We start from the raw sequence: 14,892 nt of genomic DNA, 5'->3' as shown, positions 1-14,892 counted from the left end.
GGGGCCTGAACGAAAGCAGAGGCCGGGGTGAAAGCCCCGGCCTTCTTCGTTCCAGACGGCCTTATTCGGCGGCTTCGGCCACCCGGACGCTGACATATTTGCGGCCCTGCTTGCCATCGTGGAATTCCACCCGGCCATCGGCGGTCGCGAACAGGGTGTGGTCACGGCCCAGACCGACGTTGACGCCCGGCCAGAAGCGGGTGCCGCGCTGGCGGACGAGGATGTTGCCGGCGATCGCCTGCTGGCCGCCGAACAGCTTGACGCCAAGACGCTTCGACTGCGAGTCGCGACCGTTACGCGAAGAGCCGCCTGCCTTTTTATGTGCCATTTCGTGGGACTCCCTTACGCGATCGACAGGATCTTCAGCACCGTCTGGTGCTGGCGATGGCCGTTCTTGCGGCGATAGTTGTGGCGGCGCTTCTTCTTGAAGATCACCACCTTGTCGCCACGGTTGTGGGCGACGATTTCCGCCGTCACCTTCACCTTGCCCGCATCCTTCAGCGCGCCGCCGTCCGACACCAGCAGGACGTCACCCAGCGTGATCTTGGAACCCGCTTCGCCATCCAGCTTCTCGACCGTGATCCGGTCGTTGGCTGCGACCCGATATTGCTTGCCGCCCGTGCGCACCACCGCGAACATCTTTGAAATCCTTGTCTTCAAGATAACAGGCGCGGCAGACCCCGTAAGGGCCGCCGCGGAAAGCGAGGGCCATATGGGCATGGCCTCCGCTTGTCAACATTCGAGCGCCTGCGCTAGGCCGTCGACAACGACAAACAAACCCATCCGGAGGGACCTATGCCAACATATGGCGCTGCACGCCACTTCCTCTCGTCGGCCCTGCTGCTGACGGCTGCCGTAACGCAGGCGCAGGCGGCGACCCCCGCCGCAACCCCCGCGATCGTCGCCATCAAGGCGGGCAGGCTGATCACCGATCCGCGCACTGGAAATGGTGCGCCTGCCATCGTGCTGATCGAAGGAAAACGCATCAAGGCGGTGCTTCCGGCAGGTGCCGCAGTGCCCGAAGGCGCAACCGTCATCGACCTCGGCGATTCGACGGTGCTGCCTGGTCTCATCGACTCGCACGTCCACCTCACCGGCGATCCGGGTGGCGATTACCGTTCGGAAGCAGTCGAAACCAACGAACATGCGGCCCTCGTCGGCGCCAAGAACGCGCTGCTTACGGTAAAGGCGGGCTTCACCACCGTCCGCGACCTCGGCTCGTCGATGCTGACCGGCTTTGCCCTGCGCGATTCGATCGCCGAAGGGCTGGTGCCCGGCCCGCGCATCCTTGCCGCAGGGCCTGCGCTGTCGATCATCGGCGGCCACGGCGACGTCAGCGGCTTCCGCCCGGAAGTCGCCGAAGTGCTGGACCAGAAAAACACCTGCACCGGCCCCACCGAATGTGCCCAGCGCGTGCGCGAAGCCTCGAAGCGCGGCGCCGACGTCATCAAGATCACCGCGACCGGCGGCGTGCTGTCGCAGCAGGCGCGCGGGCTTGGAATGCACTTCACCCCGCCCGAACTGGAATCGATCGCAACCACTGCTGCCAGCCTCGGCCTCAGGGTCGCCGCCCACGCCCATGGCGACGACGGTATCCGTGGTGCGTCGGCTGCCGGCATCACTTCGATCGAACACGCCACCTGGGCCAGCCCGGAAACGCTGAAGGTGATGAACGCCAGGGGCACCTATCTGGTGCCGACGCTTACTGCGCTTACCGGCGTTTCCGAACGCGTCGGCCGCCACATCTACACGCCAGCCGTCGAGACGAAGGCCAGACAGTCGCTGGCGATGTGGGGCAAGCAGGTGCAGGCCGCGCGGCAGGCGGGCGTGAAAATCGCCTTCGGCACCGATGCAGGCGTCTTCGAACATGGCCGCAACGCCGAGGAATTCCGCCTGCTGGTCGACAAGGGCGGCATGACGCAGCGGGCTGCACTGGTTTCCGCAACAGTCACCGCCGCCGAGCTTCTGGGGCTGGAAAACGAAGTCGGCACCATCGAGGCAGGAAAGTCGGCAGACATCATCGCCGTGCAGGGCGACCCGCTCAACGATCCGGATTCGCTGCGCAAAATGCGCTTTGTAATGGCGTCGGGCAGGATTATTCCCCTCGACTGAGAGAGAATGGCCGAGTCCGAGGAGTAACAAATGCGAATGTCGTTCCACGCCGGCGCTGCCCTGGCAGCGCTTGCCTTTGCCTGCCCCGCCTTTGCGCAGGCGCCCGCCGCACCGGCTGCAAGCGTGCAGCAAACCGAATCGGCAAAGCTGGCGGCGCTGTTCGCAGCGTCCGACGAAGCCAATCTGAAGCGCAATCCGCTTCAGGCGCTGTTCCGGGGCGACAAGCGCTACGCCGACCAGTTCGGCGACTATATTTCCGACCAGTATCTGGCAGCCGAAAAGGCCGCCGCCGAGGCAGACCTTCAGGCGCTGGCGGCGATCGACCGGGCCAAACTGAATGCGGATGAACAGATCAGCTACGATGTGTTCAAATGGCAGCGCACCAGCGACGTGAAGGGCTATGCGCCGGAAATCCTGAACGTTCAGAAGCTGTTGCCGATCGACCATTTCAACGGCCTGCACCAGTTCGTGCCTGATATTTTTTCCGGCACGTCGATCGCCCGCTTCAACAGCGTCAAGGACTATGAGGACAATCTGAAGCGCCTCGACGGCTTCGCGGTCGCGCTCGACAGGGTGCTCGACCGCATGAAGGAAGGTGTGTCGAAGGGCGTGGTGCAGCCAAAGCTCGTCTCGACGCGGGTGCTCGATCAGTTGAACCGCCACGTCGACGGCGGTGTCGATGCGATGCCGCTGATGATGCCGGTGAAGAAATTCCCCGACAGCATCCCTGCCGCCGAGCAGGAACGGCTGCGCGCGGCCTATACCGCCAAGATCCGCGATGAGATCCTGCCCCGCTATGCGAAGCTGCGCGATTATGTGCGCGACGTGTATCTGCCAGCCAGCCGCCCGGACGACCGCCCCGGCCTGGTTTCAATGCCGGGCGGGCCGGAACTGTATCGCCATCTGGTCGCCACCCAGACCACCACTTCGATGACGCCGACCGAAATCCATGAACTGGGCTTGCGCGAAGTGGCGCGCATTCACGGCGAAATGGAAAAGGTAAAGCAGCAGGTCGGCTTCAAGGGTGACCTGAAAGCCTTCTTCGAATACATAAAGACCGATCCGAAGTTCAAACCGCAAAGTCGCGAATGGCTGACCCAAAGCTATTACGACATCGGCAAGAAAGTCGACGTAGCACTGCCGAAGCTGTTCCGGACGATGCCGAAAACTCCATTGGAAATCCGCCCCTATCCGGCGTTTCTTGAAAAGGATTCGGCAGGCGGTTCCTATATGCCAGGCGCGCCGGACGGTTCGCGCCCCGGAATCTTCTATTTCAACGCCTATGATCTGCCGTCGCGCACGACGCCGGGCATGGAAACGCTGTATTTGCACGAAGGCAAGCCGGGGCACCATTTCCAGATCGCGCTGGCGCTGGAAAACGACAAACTGCCAAGCTTCCAGCGTTTCGGCGGCAACACGGCATTTTCAGAAGGCTGGGGCCTCTATGCGGAAAGTCTTGGCCGTGAACTTGGCATGTTCACCGACCCCTATCAGTATCTCGGCCGCCTCGACGACGAGATGCTGCGGGCGATGCGGCTGGTCGTCGACACCGGGCTGCACGCCAAGGGCTGGAGCCGCCAGCAGGCGATCGACTACATGATCGCCAACTCGGCGCAGGGACCGACGGATGTGGTGAACGAAGTCGACCGCTATGTGGCGATGCCGGCGCAGGCGCTTGCCTACAAGGTGGGCGACATCCGCATCCAGGAGGCCCGCAAACGCGCGCAAAAAGCACTGGGCAGGAACTTCGACATCCGCGCCTTCCACGAACAGGTGCTGATGACCGGCGCGCTGCCGCTCGAAGTGCTCGACGCCAAGATCGACCGCTGGATCGCAGCCGGCGGCAAATGATTCATGGCCGGGCGGGCGCACCCTGCCCGCCCGGCAACATGGTAGTGCTCAGGCGTTATTGGCCCGCCACCGCGTCTTCGAGCAGGCGGCGGCTGTTCTCGACGCCGTACAGCGCAAAGAACGTGCCCATGCGCGGACCCTGCGACGAACCGAGCAGGATTTCATACAGCGCCTGAAACCAGCTTCGCAGCGGATCGAAGCCGTGCCGCTTGCCGATCTCATACACCTCGTGCTGGATGGCTTCGGCATTGGCGGCAGGGTTTGCTTCCAGCCAGCGGTTCAGTTCCTGCAGGGCCGCCTTTTCGCGCGCATCGGGCGGGCGGCGCTTCAGCGTCGGGGCGATGACATCCTGATGGTAGCCGATCGCGGCGTCGATCATCGCCTTCAGCCGCTGGTCGCCCTCGGGGTCGCAGTCGGCTGCGTAGCGCTTCAGATAGTCGCCCAGCATCCGCCTGTCGGTCGCGCCGGACACCGCCACCAGATTCAGCAGCAGCGCAAACGGCACCGGCGGCTGATAGGCAGGCGGCGGCCCGCCATGGACATGGAACGCCGGATTGCCCAGCCGTTCCTTGGCCGTCTGGCGGGGATAGGCGGCGACGAACTGGAAATATTCATCCATCGCCTTGGGCACGACGCCAAGATACAGTTTCTTGGCCGCGCGCGGCTGCTGGAACATGTAAAAGGCAAGGCTTTCCGGCGGGGCATAGCGCAGCCATTCCTCGATCGTCAGGCCATTGCCCTTCGTCTTCGAGATCTTCGCGCCTTCGGCATCGAGGAAGAGTTCATAGTTGAACCCCTCGGGCGGGCGATAGCCCAGCACGCGCGCGATCTTCGACGACACCTGCACCGAATCGATCAGATCCTTGCCCGCCATTTCATAGTCGACGCCAAGCGCCACCCAGCGCATCGCCCAGTCCACCTTCCATTGCAGCTTGCAGTGCCCGCCCGTAACCGGAACGGTGACATGCTCGCCTGATTCCGGTTCGGCGTAGGTGATGGTGCCGGCGGTCACATCGTGGTGCAGCAGGGGAACCTGCAACACCTTGCCGGTAGTGGGGCTGATCGGCAGGAATGGCGAATAGGTCGCCTGCCGCTCGGCCCGCAAGGTCGGCAGCATCACCGCCATGATCTCGTCATATCGGGCGAGAACCTGCAGCAGCGTGTCGTCGAAACGGCCCGACGCGTAGCACTGTGTCGACGACAGGAACTCATACTCGAAGCCGAAACTGTCGAGAAAGGCGCGCAGGCGGGCGTTGTTGTGGGCGCCGAAGCTGTCGTGGGTGCCGAACGGGTCGGGCACCTTCGTCAGCGGAAGGTCGATCGCTTCCTGCAACAACTGCTGGTTCGGAAGATGCGGCGGGACTTTCCGCATTCCGTCCATGTCGTCGGAAAAGGCAATCAGCCGCGTCGGCACGCCAGGCGCCAGAATCTCGAAGGCGCGGCGCACCATGGTGGTGCGAACGACTTCTCCGAACGTGCCGATGTGCGGCAGTCCCGAAGGCCCGTAGCCGGTTTCAAAGACCACGCCCGCGTCGGGGAAGCCGCTGGCATAGCGCGCCAGCAGCTTGCGGGCTTCCTCGAAGGGCCAGGCCTTGCTTGTGGCGGATTCCGAGCGCAGGGCTTCGATGTCCTGCTGTGAAAGGCTTGCAAGTCCGGTGAACATGCCCCCCCCATTGCCAATTCCGGCCATTGTCGCAAGCCATGCGGGCATATGGCGGGCCGACAATCAGGGGAATTGCAGTGCCATTTCACAGGCCGAAGCCCTGCGACGGCTGGGGGATTCGCCGCATCTGCTGCTGAATGCGCCACAATTGGCGGCGCGGCTCGGGCTGGCCGAGGCAACAGGTCTCGACCTGCTGGAACTCTGGGCGTTCGTCTGGCCTGCCCGGTTTCTGGTTCCTTCGGCCGGAGGTCTGGCAACGGCGCTGAAACTTGAACCACCGGCGGCAGGCGCCGCCGAAGCCGGTTTTCTGCAAGCTGCCGCCGGCGCACTGTTGGCGCAAGTAGAGGCACCGAATTGGCCGCCGAGGACGGGCGCCGCAGACAGCCTCGAACGCCTGGCCCGGCGCGGCTGGGCCTGGAGCGACATAGTCGCGGACTCGCTGGGGCGAAGCGGCCCGACGACCCCGCTGCTGGGAGCGCTGCCCGAATGGGCCGACCCGCCGCCGCGGCCCGCACCCGTCCGGAAGGAACTGACCGGCGCCGAGGTGGATCAGACGCTGGCACACCTCGTCGGCAGCCGACGCGAACCGCGCAGCGGCCAGACCGCCTATGCCCGCGCGGCGCTGCACGCATTCCAGCCGCGCGAGAGCCGCGACGGGCCGAACATGGTCGTCGCGCAGGCGGGCACCGGCATCGGCAAGACCCTCGGCTATCTTGCGCCTGCCAGCCTCTATGCGCGGCAGACTGGCGGGCTGGTGTGGCTCTCTACCTTTACCCGTGCGCTGCAACGGCAACTGAAGGCGGAATGCGAGACCAGCCTCCCGGATATGGTGCAGGGTGGAAAAATCGTCGTGCGCAAGGGGCGGGAAAACTATCTGTGCCTGCTGAACCTCGAGGATGCGCTGCAGGGAAGCTTCAGTGGCCGGGCCGCAGTATTTGCCGAACTGGTCGCCCGCTGGGCGCGTTTCACCGCCGACGGCGACATGGTCGGCGGCGATCTTCCGGGCTGGCTTCCTGGCCTGTTCCGGCCGGCCACCGCGCTGCGGGCGCTGACCGACCGGCGCGGCGAATGCATCCGCGCCGCCTGTCCACACTATCGGCGCTGCTTCATCGAGCGTTCTGTGCGCGACGCGGCAAGCGCCAGTCTGGTGATCGCCAGTCACGCGCTGGTGATGGCGAACACCGCGCGCGGCAACAGCGAAGGCCATGGCCTGTCGCGCCTGGTGTTCGACGAAGGCCACCACCTGCACGCCGCCGCCGACAGCGCCTTTGCGATCGCCCTGACCGGGGCCGAGGCAATCGAGCTTCGCCGCTGGCTGCTGGGGCCGGAAAACCCGCGCCGCCGGACCGGCCGCCGCCGCGGTCTCGACGCCCGCCTGTCGGACGTTGCAAGCTATGACGGGCCGGGTGGCACGGCGCTCGAACAGGTGCTGGATGCTGCACGGGCCCTGCCGGCCGCCGACTGGCTGTCGCGGATTACTTCCGGCGAGCCGCATGGCCCGATCGAAACGCTGCTGGCAGCGATCCGTTTCCATGTGCAGACGCAAGCGGCGCAGGAAGAACGGGGTTTCACGCTGGAAGCGGCAATTGCAGGCATGCCGCCCGAACTGATGGACGCAGCGGAAGGCGCATCAGCCACTCTGGCACGGCTGTCGAAGGCGCTGCTGAAGCTGCATGCGCGGCTGGGTGCGATTGCAACCGAACTGCCCGAGTGGCTGGACCAGCCCGGTATCGCCCGCCTGTACGCGGCCGCCGAGGGAATATCGGCAAGGGCGCGCCTGATCGACGCCTGGACCGAGATGCTGGCCCGCCTCGGCGGAGCAGGCGCCCCGCAATATGTCGACTGGTTCACGCTGGTCCGCGCCGATGGCCGCGAAATCGACTGCGGCATGATGCGGCACTGGCTTGATCCGCTGCAACCGCTGGCCCGCACGGTGCTGGCACCGGCCGATGGCGTGCTGGTCACATCGGCCACGCTGGGCGACCCGCCGGAAGCAAGCACCGGTGCGGCGCATCTGGCCATCGAGCCGCATCTGTTCCGCGCCGCAAGCCCGTTCGACTATGCAGCGCAGGCGCGCGTCTGGGTCGCAACCGATGTCAACCGCCGGGACATGGCCTCGCTTGCCCATGCCTATGCAGCATTGATCGAAGCTGCGGGCGGCGGCACGCTTGGCCTGTTCACGGCGATCGCGCGCCTGCGCGCCGTCCACGCGCGCCTGGCCGACAGGCTGGCGCGCGCCGGTCTGCCGCTATTCGCCCAGCATGTCGATGCGGTGGATACCGGCACACTCGTCGATCTGTTCCGGGCGGATCCCCGTGCCAGCCTGTTCGGCACCGACGCCCTGCGCGACGGTGTCGATGTTCCGGGCGATTCGTTGCGGCTGCTGGTGTTCGAGGGCGTGCCGTGGTCGCGGCCGACCATCCTGCACACGGCCCGGCGCCTTGCGTTCGGCGGCGCCGCCTACGAGGACACGGCCGTCCGCCATCGTCTGCAACAGGCGTTCGGCCGCCTGATCCGCAGCAGCACCGACCGGGGTGGCTTCGTGCTGCTCGGCGCGTCGGTTCCCTCGCGCATCCTCGACGCGCTTCCGCCCGAGGTGCCGGTCCGCCGGTTGCCGCTTGCCGAAATCGAAACCGAAGTGCGCGCGTTCCTCGGCGGGGATTGCGCCGAGCCCGGCGCCCCCCTAGGACTCGGTCAAGCGAGCGGGGACAGCCGGAATTCATGAAGACTCTCAGCCTTCTCAGACATGCGAAATCCGGCTGGGACGACAGCGTGGAGCGCGATTTCGATCGCCCTCTGAACCAGCGCGGCTGGCGCGCCGCACGCCGCATGGGCGAATGGTTCCGGGGCGATGGGGTGCGCTTCGACCGGGTGGTCGCATCGCCGGCCGTGCGCATCACCCAGACGGTGGAAGGCGTCGAGGCTGGTCTTGGCAGCCCGCTGGCGCCGCTGTGGGACCGGCGCATCTACATGGCGTCGGCTGCCTCTCTGTTCGACATCCTGCACGAGACGCCGGACGCGACAGACCACCTGCTGCTGATCGGGCACAACCCCGGCATCGAGGATCTGCTGCTGCTGACCACCGAGGGCGACGCCTCGACCGCCCGTGTCAAAGCGGAAGTGAAATATCCGACCGCTACATACGCCCGTATCGAATTGCCGATCGCCCACTGGCACGAAGCCGCTGAACGCATGGCGGGCCGGGTGCTACTTTTCGTTCGCCCGCGCGACCTCGACGCGACGCTCGGGCCGGACGACTGATGCACCGGACGGGAAAAATGCATGGGGCGGCGGCGCTTGCGTTCTTCGCCCACGTCGCCCAAGGCAGCCGCCGATGTCTGCCGCCGTCCTTCTGAAACCGCTGATCTGGGTCGGCGCCCGCACGCTTGCGGCGCTCGGCGGCATCGGACGGCTGGCGCTGTTCGCTCTGCACGCGGTGCGCACAATCTTCACCCCGCCCTGGTATCCGGCCCGCATGATCGAGCAAATGGCACTGGTCGGCTGGTTCTCGCTTCCGGTCGTCGGCCTGACCGCCCTGTTCACCGGAGCAGCGCTTGCCCAGCAGATCTACGTCGGCGGCCAGCGCTTCTCGGCTGAATCGACAGTGCCCGCCGTCACTGTCATTGCGATGGTGCGCGAACTTGGCCCGGTGCTTGCCGGTCTGATGGTTGCCGGGCGCGTGTCTTCGGCGATGGCGGCCGAGCTCGCCACCATGCGCGTCACCGAGCAACTGGATGCGATGGTCACGCTGCGAACCGATCCGTGGCGTTATCTGATCGCCCCCAGAATGCTGGCCTCGACGCTGATGCTGCCCCTTCTGGTGCTGGTCGCCAACATCATCGGCATATTGGGCGGCTTTGCGCTTTCGGTAGGCCGACTGGGGTTCAATTCAGCGACATACCTCGCCACCACGCGGCGCTATCTCGAAACCGACGACATCGTCTCCAGCATGGTGAAGGCGGCAGTATTCGGGTTCGTGCTGGCGCTTGCCGGCTGCTATCATGGATTCCGCTCGTCGGGCGGGGCGGCGGGCGTCGGCCGGGCCACCACGGATGCCGTCGTCACCGCTTTCATCCTGATCCTGCTGTTCAACCTGTCGATCACCGTGCTGGTGTTCGGCACATGAGCGGGTTTCTGGAAATCCAGAACCTTCGCAAGGCCTTCGGGCCGAAGCAGGTGCTCGATGGTGTCGATCTTTCGGTCGGCAAGGGCACAAGCCTCGTCATCGTCGGCGGCTCGGGCACCGGCAAGTCGGTGCTGCTGAAGTCGGTGTTGGGACTGGTCCGCCCTGATTCCGGCTCGATCAGGCTGGACGGGCAGGAACTGGCGGGCCTGCGCGGCCGGCCGCTGGAGGCCGCCCGCGCACGTTTCGGCATGCTGTTTCAGGGCGGCGCCCTGTTCGACAGCCTGCCCGTCTGGCGCAACATCACCTTCGCCCTGACGCACGGCCGCATGGGCGAGGCCGCAGTGATGCGTGCACGCGCCGTCGAGGTGCTGGCCAAGGTCGGGCTGGAACCGCGCGTCGCCGACCTGCGCCCGGCAGAACTTTCGGGCGGGATGCAGAAGCGAGTGGCGCTGGCCCGTGCGATCGCCGCGCGGCCGGAAATCCTGTTCTTCGACGAACCGACGACCGGGCTGGATCCGATCCGCGCCGACGTCATCAACGCCCTCATCCGCGATCAGGTGACGGAACTGGGCGCAACCGCCCTGACCATCACCCACGACATGGCCTCTGCCCGGCGCATCGCCGACCGGGTGGCGATGCTGCACGGCGGGCGCATCATCTGGGAAGGCCCGGTTTCCGCACTCGACGACAGCGGCAACCCGTTTGTCGACCAGTTCGTCCACGGCCGCGCCGAAGGGCCGATCCGGGTCGCACGGACGGCCTGAAGCGGTCACTGCCCATATGCCTATGCGAAAGCTTGGCTTTTAACGAATTTACAATCCTTCACTTGGCGATTGCAGCAATGCTGTCATGCTTGGCCGGTAAACGCCCATTGTATCCGGGGCGTATCGCACAAGGACGGGCTAACCATGACGGGCGGAATGATGTCCAACAGACAGATCTTCCTGATCGCCGTCGCGCTTGGCTTCGTCGGTGGCTTCAGCTGGGTTGCGACAGCGCAGCACATGCAGCAGCAGGCACCGACCTACGCCAGCGTCGACTGAGCGGCATCTCGGGTATCGGCGCCCCCGGCCGGGGCGACGGATTCGCGGCGTGCGCGGTCCTCGGCGGCCTGCAACGCCCATAGTTCGGCATACAATCCACCCGACGCCAGCAATTCTGCGTGCCGGCCGCGCTCGACGATGGTTCCCGCCTGCATCACCAGGATCTGATCGGCGTCGGCGATCGTCGACAGGCGGTGGGCGATGATCAGTGTCGTCCGCCCGCTTTCGGCGGTTTCCAGCGCTTCCTGAATGCCTGCCTCGGTTGCACTGTCGAGGGCGCTCGTCGCCTCGTCGAGGATCAGGATCGGCGGGTCTTTCAGCAGCGTCCGGGCGATCGCCACGCGCTGTTTCTCTCCGCCCGAAAGCTTCAGCCCGCGTTCGCCGACCATCGCGGCGTAGCCATCGGGCAGGCTGTCGATGAACGGGGCTATGCGGGCCGCGCGCGCCGCCGCCTCGATCTCGGCCATCGTCGCCCCTTCGCGGCCATAGCCGATGTTATAGCCGATGGTATCGTTGAACAGCACGGTATCCTGCGGCACTATGCCGATCCCTGCCCGCAACGACGCCTGTGTGACGGCGCGGATGTCCTGCCCGTCGATCAGCACCTTTCCGGCAGAAATATCATAAAAGCGGAACAGGATGCGGGCGATGGTGGATTTGCCGGCGCCCGAAGGCCCGACGATCGCCGTCCGGGTGCCGGCGGGCACGGCAAAGCTGACGCCCTTCAGGATCTCGCGCCTTGGTTCATAGGAAAAGCGCACATCCTGAAAACGGATTTCGCCACCGTCGATCGCCAGTGGCCGTGCATCCGGCCGGTCGGCGATTTCGGGTTCGGTATCGATCAGGCGGAACATCGCCGCCATGTCCACAAGGCCCTGCCGGATTTCACGATACACCCAGCCCAGCATGTCGAGCGGCCGGAACAGTTGCGCCAGCAGCGTGTTCACCAGCACCAGATCACCGGGCGTCAGCCTGCCCTCCGACCAGCCCCACACGGTATAGGCCATGGCGCCGGCCATCAGCAGATTGGTGATCAGCGACTGGCCGATGTTCAGCCAGGCAAGCGAAGTCTTGACCCGGACGGCCGACTGCGCGAGCCGCTGGGCGGCATCGCCATAGCGGCGCACCTCCAGGCCCTCGGCGTTGAAATATTTGATGGTCTCGTAGTTCAGCAGGCTGTCGACGGCGCGCTGGGTGGCGCGCTGGTCGTCCTCGGTCCAGCCTTTGCGCAGCGACACCCGCCATTCGGTCACGCGGCGGGTAAACAGCACATAGGTTACGACCATCGCAACCGTCGCCGCGACAAGGCCGGGGCCGAACTTCACCCAGAAGATCGCCGCAACCACAGCAAGCTCGATTGCGGTCGGCGCGATGTTGAACAGCAGGAAATACAGCATCGAATCGATCGATCGCGTGCCGCGCTCGACGATGCGGGTAAGGGCGCCGGTCTTGCGTTCAAGGTGAAAACGCAGCGACAGCCGATGCAGGTGCGCGAACACGTCGGTCGCCAACCTTCGTGCAGCATCCTGCCCCACCGCCTCGAAGATGGCATTGCGCAGATTGTCGAACAGCACGCCACCGAACCGCGCGCCGGCATAGGCGACGACCAGCGCCATGATCACCAGCGTCGATTCCGTCGCCGCGCCGCTCATGGCGTCCATTGCCGCCTTGTAGGCGAACGGCATCACCAGCATGACCGCCTTGCCAAGCAGCACGAGGATCAGCGCCACCACCAGCCGCAGGCGAAGCACCGGCGCACCGGCGGGCCACAGATAGGGCAGGAAACGCGCAAGAATGGCGAATCCCGGTTCATGGGCGGAATTTGCGCCGGAATCGGCTTTGGTTTCGTCCAATGTATCGGCCGGTTTCACCGCCATGCATTGGCACTGCCGACGGCCGCCCGCAACAAGCCGTTGCACCGGGCGCGCCTTGCCTCCACATGGGGCGGCATGACATCCGACGCAGCCCGAAGCCCCGCACCGATGCGGGCAGTGATCGTGCCGGTAACGGCCCTGCAACAGAACTGCACCCTGCTCTGGTGCACGCAAACCATGCGCGGCGCGTTCGTCGACCCCGGCGGAGATCTCGATCATCTGCTGAAGGTGGCCGCAGAAAACGGCGTGCAGATCGAAAAGCTCCTGGTGACGCACGGCCACATCGACCACTGCGGCCTGACCGGCGTTCTGGCCGAACGGCTGGGCGTCCCGATCGAGGGGCCGCACCGCGACGACAAATTCTGGATCGACATGAACCCGACGGTCGGCGCCCAGTATGGCATCGCCGGCGCAACCGCCTTCACGCCCAGTCGCTGGCTCGAAGATGGCGATCAGGTGACGGTCGGCAATCTGGTGCTGGATGTCTATCACACGCCCGGCCACACACCGGGGCATGTGGTGTTCCACCATCCGCAATCACATCTGGCGATCGTCGGCGACGTGCTGTTTCAAGGCTCGGTCGGGCGCACCGATTTTCCCAGGGGCGATTTTCAGCAACTGGTGCAATCGATCACCGGCAGGCTATGGCCGCTTGGCGGCGACACCAGTTTCATCCCCGGTCACGGACCTATTTCCACGTTCGCCCATGAACGACGCACCAATCCGTTCGTCGGCGACGCCGTCCTCTGACGGCGCGGTTCAGGCGCTGCGGGCGACCCAGTTGCGCCAGTGGGCAAAAGCCACCAGCAAGCCGCCCGACACGGTAAGAACCGGTTCGATCAGCCCGGCGCCGTGCGCTGCGGCACCCAGCGCCATCACGGCAAATCCCGCCAGCGCCAGCGCCACCGGCAGCAGGCGGTGGTGCAGCCGCACCCCCTGCACCAGCGCATAACAGGAAACCGGCGCAGCAACCGCGATCAGCGCCCAGTGCAGCCAGACACGGTCGAAACTGAAGCCTTCGGCGATGCCGCCGCCAACGGCCGGAAGCACGGCTATCGCCACCGGCAGCAGCAGGCAATGCAGCAGGCACAGGCTGGAAATCGCGGCCGCCGCCCCGTCGATTGCACTGCCTTCCAATTGCCCGGACTTCACCAGCGGCCACCTCGTTCGTTCACGAGATGAGATATTGTCACATCGACGAACCGTCAAGCGGGGTGCTTGCAGGTGCGGCAAATTTTCCGCGCGCCGCCTTGCAGCCGCGCTTCAGTCGATGCCGGGATAAAGGATGGTGTCGCGCGGTGGATCGACAGTGCCGGGGTAATCGGTGGTGAAATGCAGCCCCCGGCTTTCCTTGCGACTGCGCGCCGAACGCACGATCAGATCGGCCACCTCGACCAGATTGCGCAGTTCCAGAAGATCGGGCGTCACACGGAAATTGCCATAATAGTCGGCGATTTCCTGCCGCAGCAGCGCAATCCTGTGCGACGCCCGTTCCAGCCGGCGGTTGGTGCGCACGATGCCGACATAATCCCACATGAAGCGCCGCAGTTCGGCCCAGTTATGCGTCACCACCACTTCCTCGTCGGAAATGGTCACGCGGCTTTCGTCCCAAGGGCGGATGTTTTCCGGCATCGGGATGCTGTCGAACCGCGCCAGAATGTCGTCGGCCGCCGATGCTCCGAACACCAGACATTCGAGCAGGCTGTTCGACGCCAGCCGGTTGGCGCCATGCAGCCCCGACTGGGCGACTTCGCCAACCGCATACAGCCCGTCGAGGTCGGTCCGCCCCGCAAGATCGGCGAGGACACCGCCGCAGGTGTAGTGGGCGGCAGGCACCACCGGGATCGGCTGCGTCACCGGATCGATGCCCAGTTCCCGCAACCGCTTGACGATGGTCGGGAAGTGCTCCTCGACAAAGCCCGATGGCAGGTGCGTCATGTCGAGGAGGACATGGGGAACGCCCAGCCGCTTCATTTCGGCGTCGATTGCCCGCGCCACCACATCGCGCGGTGCCAGTTCCCGGCGCGGATCGTGCCGTTCCATGAAGGCAAGGCCGGGCTGGCCGCCACCGTCGGCTGCGGGCGGCAGCCGCAAAATGCCGCCTTCGCCGCGCATCGCTTCGGTGATCAGGAAATTCTTCACCTGCGGATGATAAAGGCAAGTCGGATGGAACTGGTTGAATTCCATGTTGGAAACCCGGCATCCGGCGCGCCAGGCGATGGC

Annotated in this window: 14 protein-coding genes; 8 read left to right on the top strand and 6 right to left on the bottom strand. The window is 65.4% G+C overall.

What is annotated here, in order from left to right; translation table 11 throughout:
• Positions 1-61: 61 nt before the first annotated feature.
• Entirely contained in the window at positions 62-328 is a 267-nt protein-coding gene (gene rpmA, locus AC16JP_RS03980) for a 50S ribosomal protein L27 (RefSeq protein ID WP_484339305.1), read from the bottom strand.
• A gap of 14 nt (positions 329-342) precedes the next feature.
• Positions 343-639: a 50S ribosomal protein L21 gene (gene rplU, locus AC16JP_RS03975; protein WP_484339304.1), complete on the bottom strand. Its 297-nt coding sequence runs from the start codon at positions 637-639 to the stop codon at positions 343-345.
• A 156-nt stretch (positions 640-795) separates the two neighbouring features.
• On the opposite strand from rplU, the gene AC16JP_RS03970 reads away from it, so the two are divergent.
• A complete protein-coding gene (locus AC16JP_RS03970; protein ID WP_484339303.1) occupies positions 796-2,112 on the top strand; it encodes a metal-dependent hydrolase family protein in 1,317 nt (438 codons plus the stop codon).
• A gap of 30 nt (positions 2,113-2,142) precedes the next feature.
• Positions 2,143-3,963, top strand: coding sequence for a DUF885 domain-containing protein (locus AC16JP_RS03965; protein WP_484339302.1), 1,821 nt, complete (start codon positions 2,143-2,145; stop codon positions 3,961-3,963).
• A 55-nt stretch (positions 3,964-4,018) separates the two neighbouring features.
• Here the strand turns inward: AC16JP_RS03965 and AC16JP_RS03960 are convergent, their stop codons facing one another.
• Positions 4,019-5,626 carry a lysine--tRNA ligase gene (locus tag AC16JP_RS03960; protein WP_484339301.1) on the bottom strand — a complete coding sequence of 536 codons (1,608 nt, stop codon included), beginning with the start codon at positions 5,624-5,626 and terminating at the stop codon, positions 4,019-4,021.
• Between AC16JP_RS03960 and AC16JP_RS03955 the strand changes: the two genes are divergently transcribed.
• The 5 genes from AC16JP_RS03955 to AC16JP_RS03935 all read left to right on the top strand — a co-directional run bounded on the left by AC16JP_RS03955 (position 5,625) and on the right by AC16JP_RS03935 (position 10,795).
• On the top strand, positions 5,625-8,351 hold the full coding sequence (locus AC16JP_RS03955; protein ID WP_484339306.1) for an ATP-dependent DNA helicase: 2,727 nt from the start codon (positions 5,625-5,627) through the stop codon (positions 8,349-8,351). The genes AC16JP_RS03960 and AC16JP_RS03955 overlap by 2 nt on opposite strands.
• The gene (locus tag AC16JP_RS03950) at positions 8,348-8,887 is read left to right on the top strand and encodes a SixA phosphatase family protein (RefSeq protein WP_484339300.1); all 540 of its coding nucleotides are present in this window, start codon (positions 8,348-8,350) and stop codon (positions 8,885-8,887) included. The genes AC16JP_RS03955 and AC16JP_RS03950 overlap by 4 nt, the downstream gene beginning before the upstream one ends.
• Before the next feature lie 73 nt (positions 8,888-8,960).
• Entirely contained in the window at positions 8,961-9,752 is a 792-nt protein-coding gene (locus tag AC16JP_RS03945) for an MlaE family ABC transporter permease (protein ID WP_484339299.1), read from the top strand.
• Positions 9,749-10,516 carry an ABC transporter ATP-binding protein gene (locus AC16JP_RS03940; protein WP_484339298.1) on the top strand — a complete coding sequence of 256 codons (768 nt, stop codon included), beginning with the start codon at positions 9,749-9,751 and terminating at the stop codon, positions 10,514-10,516. The genes AC16JP_RS03945 and AC16JP_RS03940 overlap by 4 nt, the downstream gene beginning before the upstream one ends.
• Before the next feature lie 156 nt (positions 10,517-10,672).
• Positions 10,673-10,795 (top strand): hypothetical protein, encoded by a 123-nt coding sequence (locus tag AC16JP_RS03935; RefSeq protein WP_484339297.1) that lies wholly within the window; start codon positions 10,673-10,675, stop codon positions 10,793-10,795.
• On the opposite strand, the gene AC16JP_RS03930 is transcribed toward AC16JP_RS03935, so the two are convergent.
• Positions 10,777-12,672 carry an ABCB family ABC transporter ATP-binding protein/permease gene (locus tag AC16JP_RS03930; RefSeq protein WP_484339296.1) on the bottom strand — a complete coding sequence of 632 codons (1,896 nt, stop codon included), beginning with the start codon at positions 12,670-12,672 and terminating at the stop codon, positions 10,777-10,779. The two genes, AC16JP_RS03935 and AC16JP_RS03930, sit on opposite strands and share 19 nt — an antisense overlap.
• A 72-nt stretch (positions 12,673-12,744) precedes the next feature.
• Between AC16JP_RS03930 and AC16JP_RS03925 the strand changes: the two genes are divergently transcribed.
• A complete protein-coding gene (locus AC16JP_RS03925) occupies positions 12,745-13,419 on the top strand; it encodes an MBL fold metallo-hydrolase (protein ID WP_484339295.1) in 675 nt (224 codons plus the stop codon).
• Between the two features lie 9 nt (positions 13,420-13,428).
• Here AC16JP_RS03925 and AC16JP_RS03920 read toward each other — a convergent pair whose 3' ends face one another.
• The gene (locus AC16JP_RS03920) at positions 13,429-13,821 is read right to left on the bottom strand and encodes a MerC domain-containing protein (RefSeq protein ID WP_484339294.1); all 393 of its coding nucleotides are present in this window, start codon (positions 13,819-13,821) and stop codon (positions 13,429-13,431) included.
• A 111-nt stretch (positions 13,822-13,932) separates the two neighbouring features.
• A partial coding sequence (locus AC16JP_RS03915) for an FAD-binding protein (protein WP_484339293.1) occupies positions 13,933-14,892 on the bottom strand: 960 nt, incomplete at its 5' end.

It is taken from the genome of Sandaracinobacteroides sp. (assembly GCF_057137845.1).
Note: the sequence above shows the minus strand (reverse complement) of the source record. Positions and strands in the feature narration are given on the sequence as shown.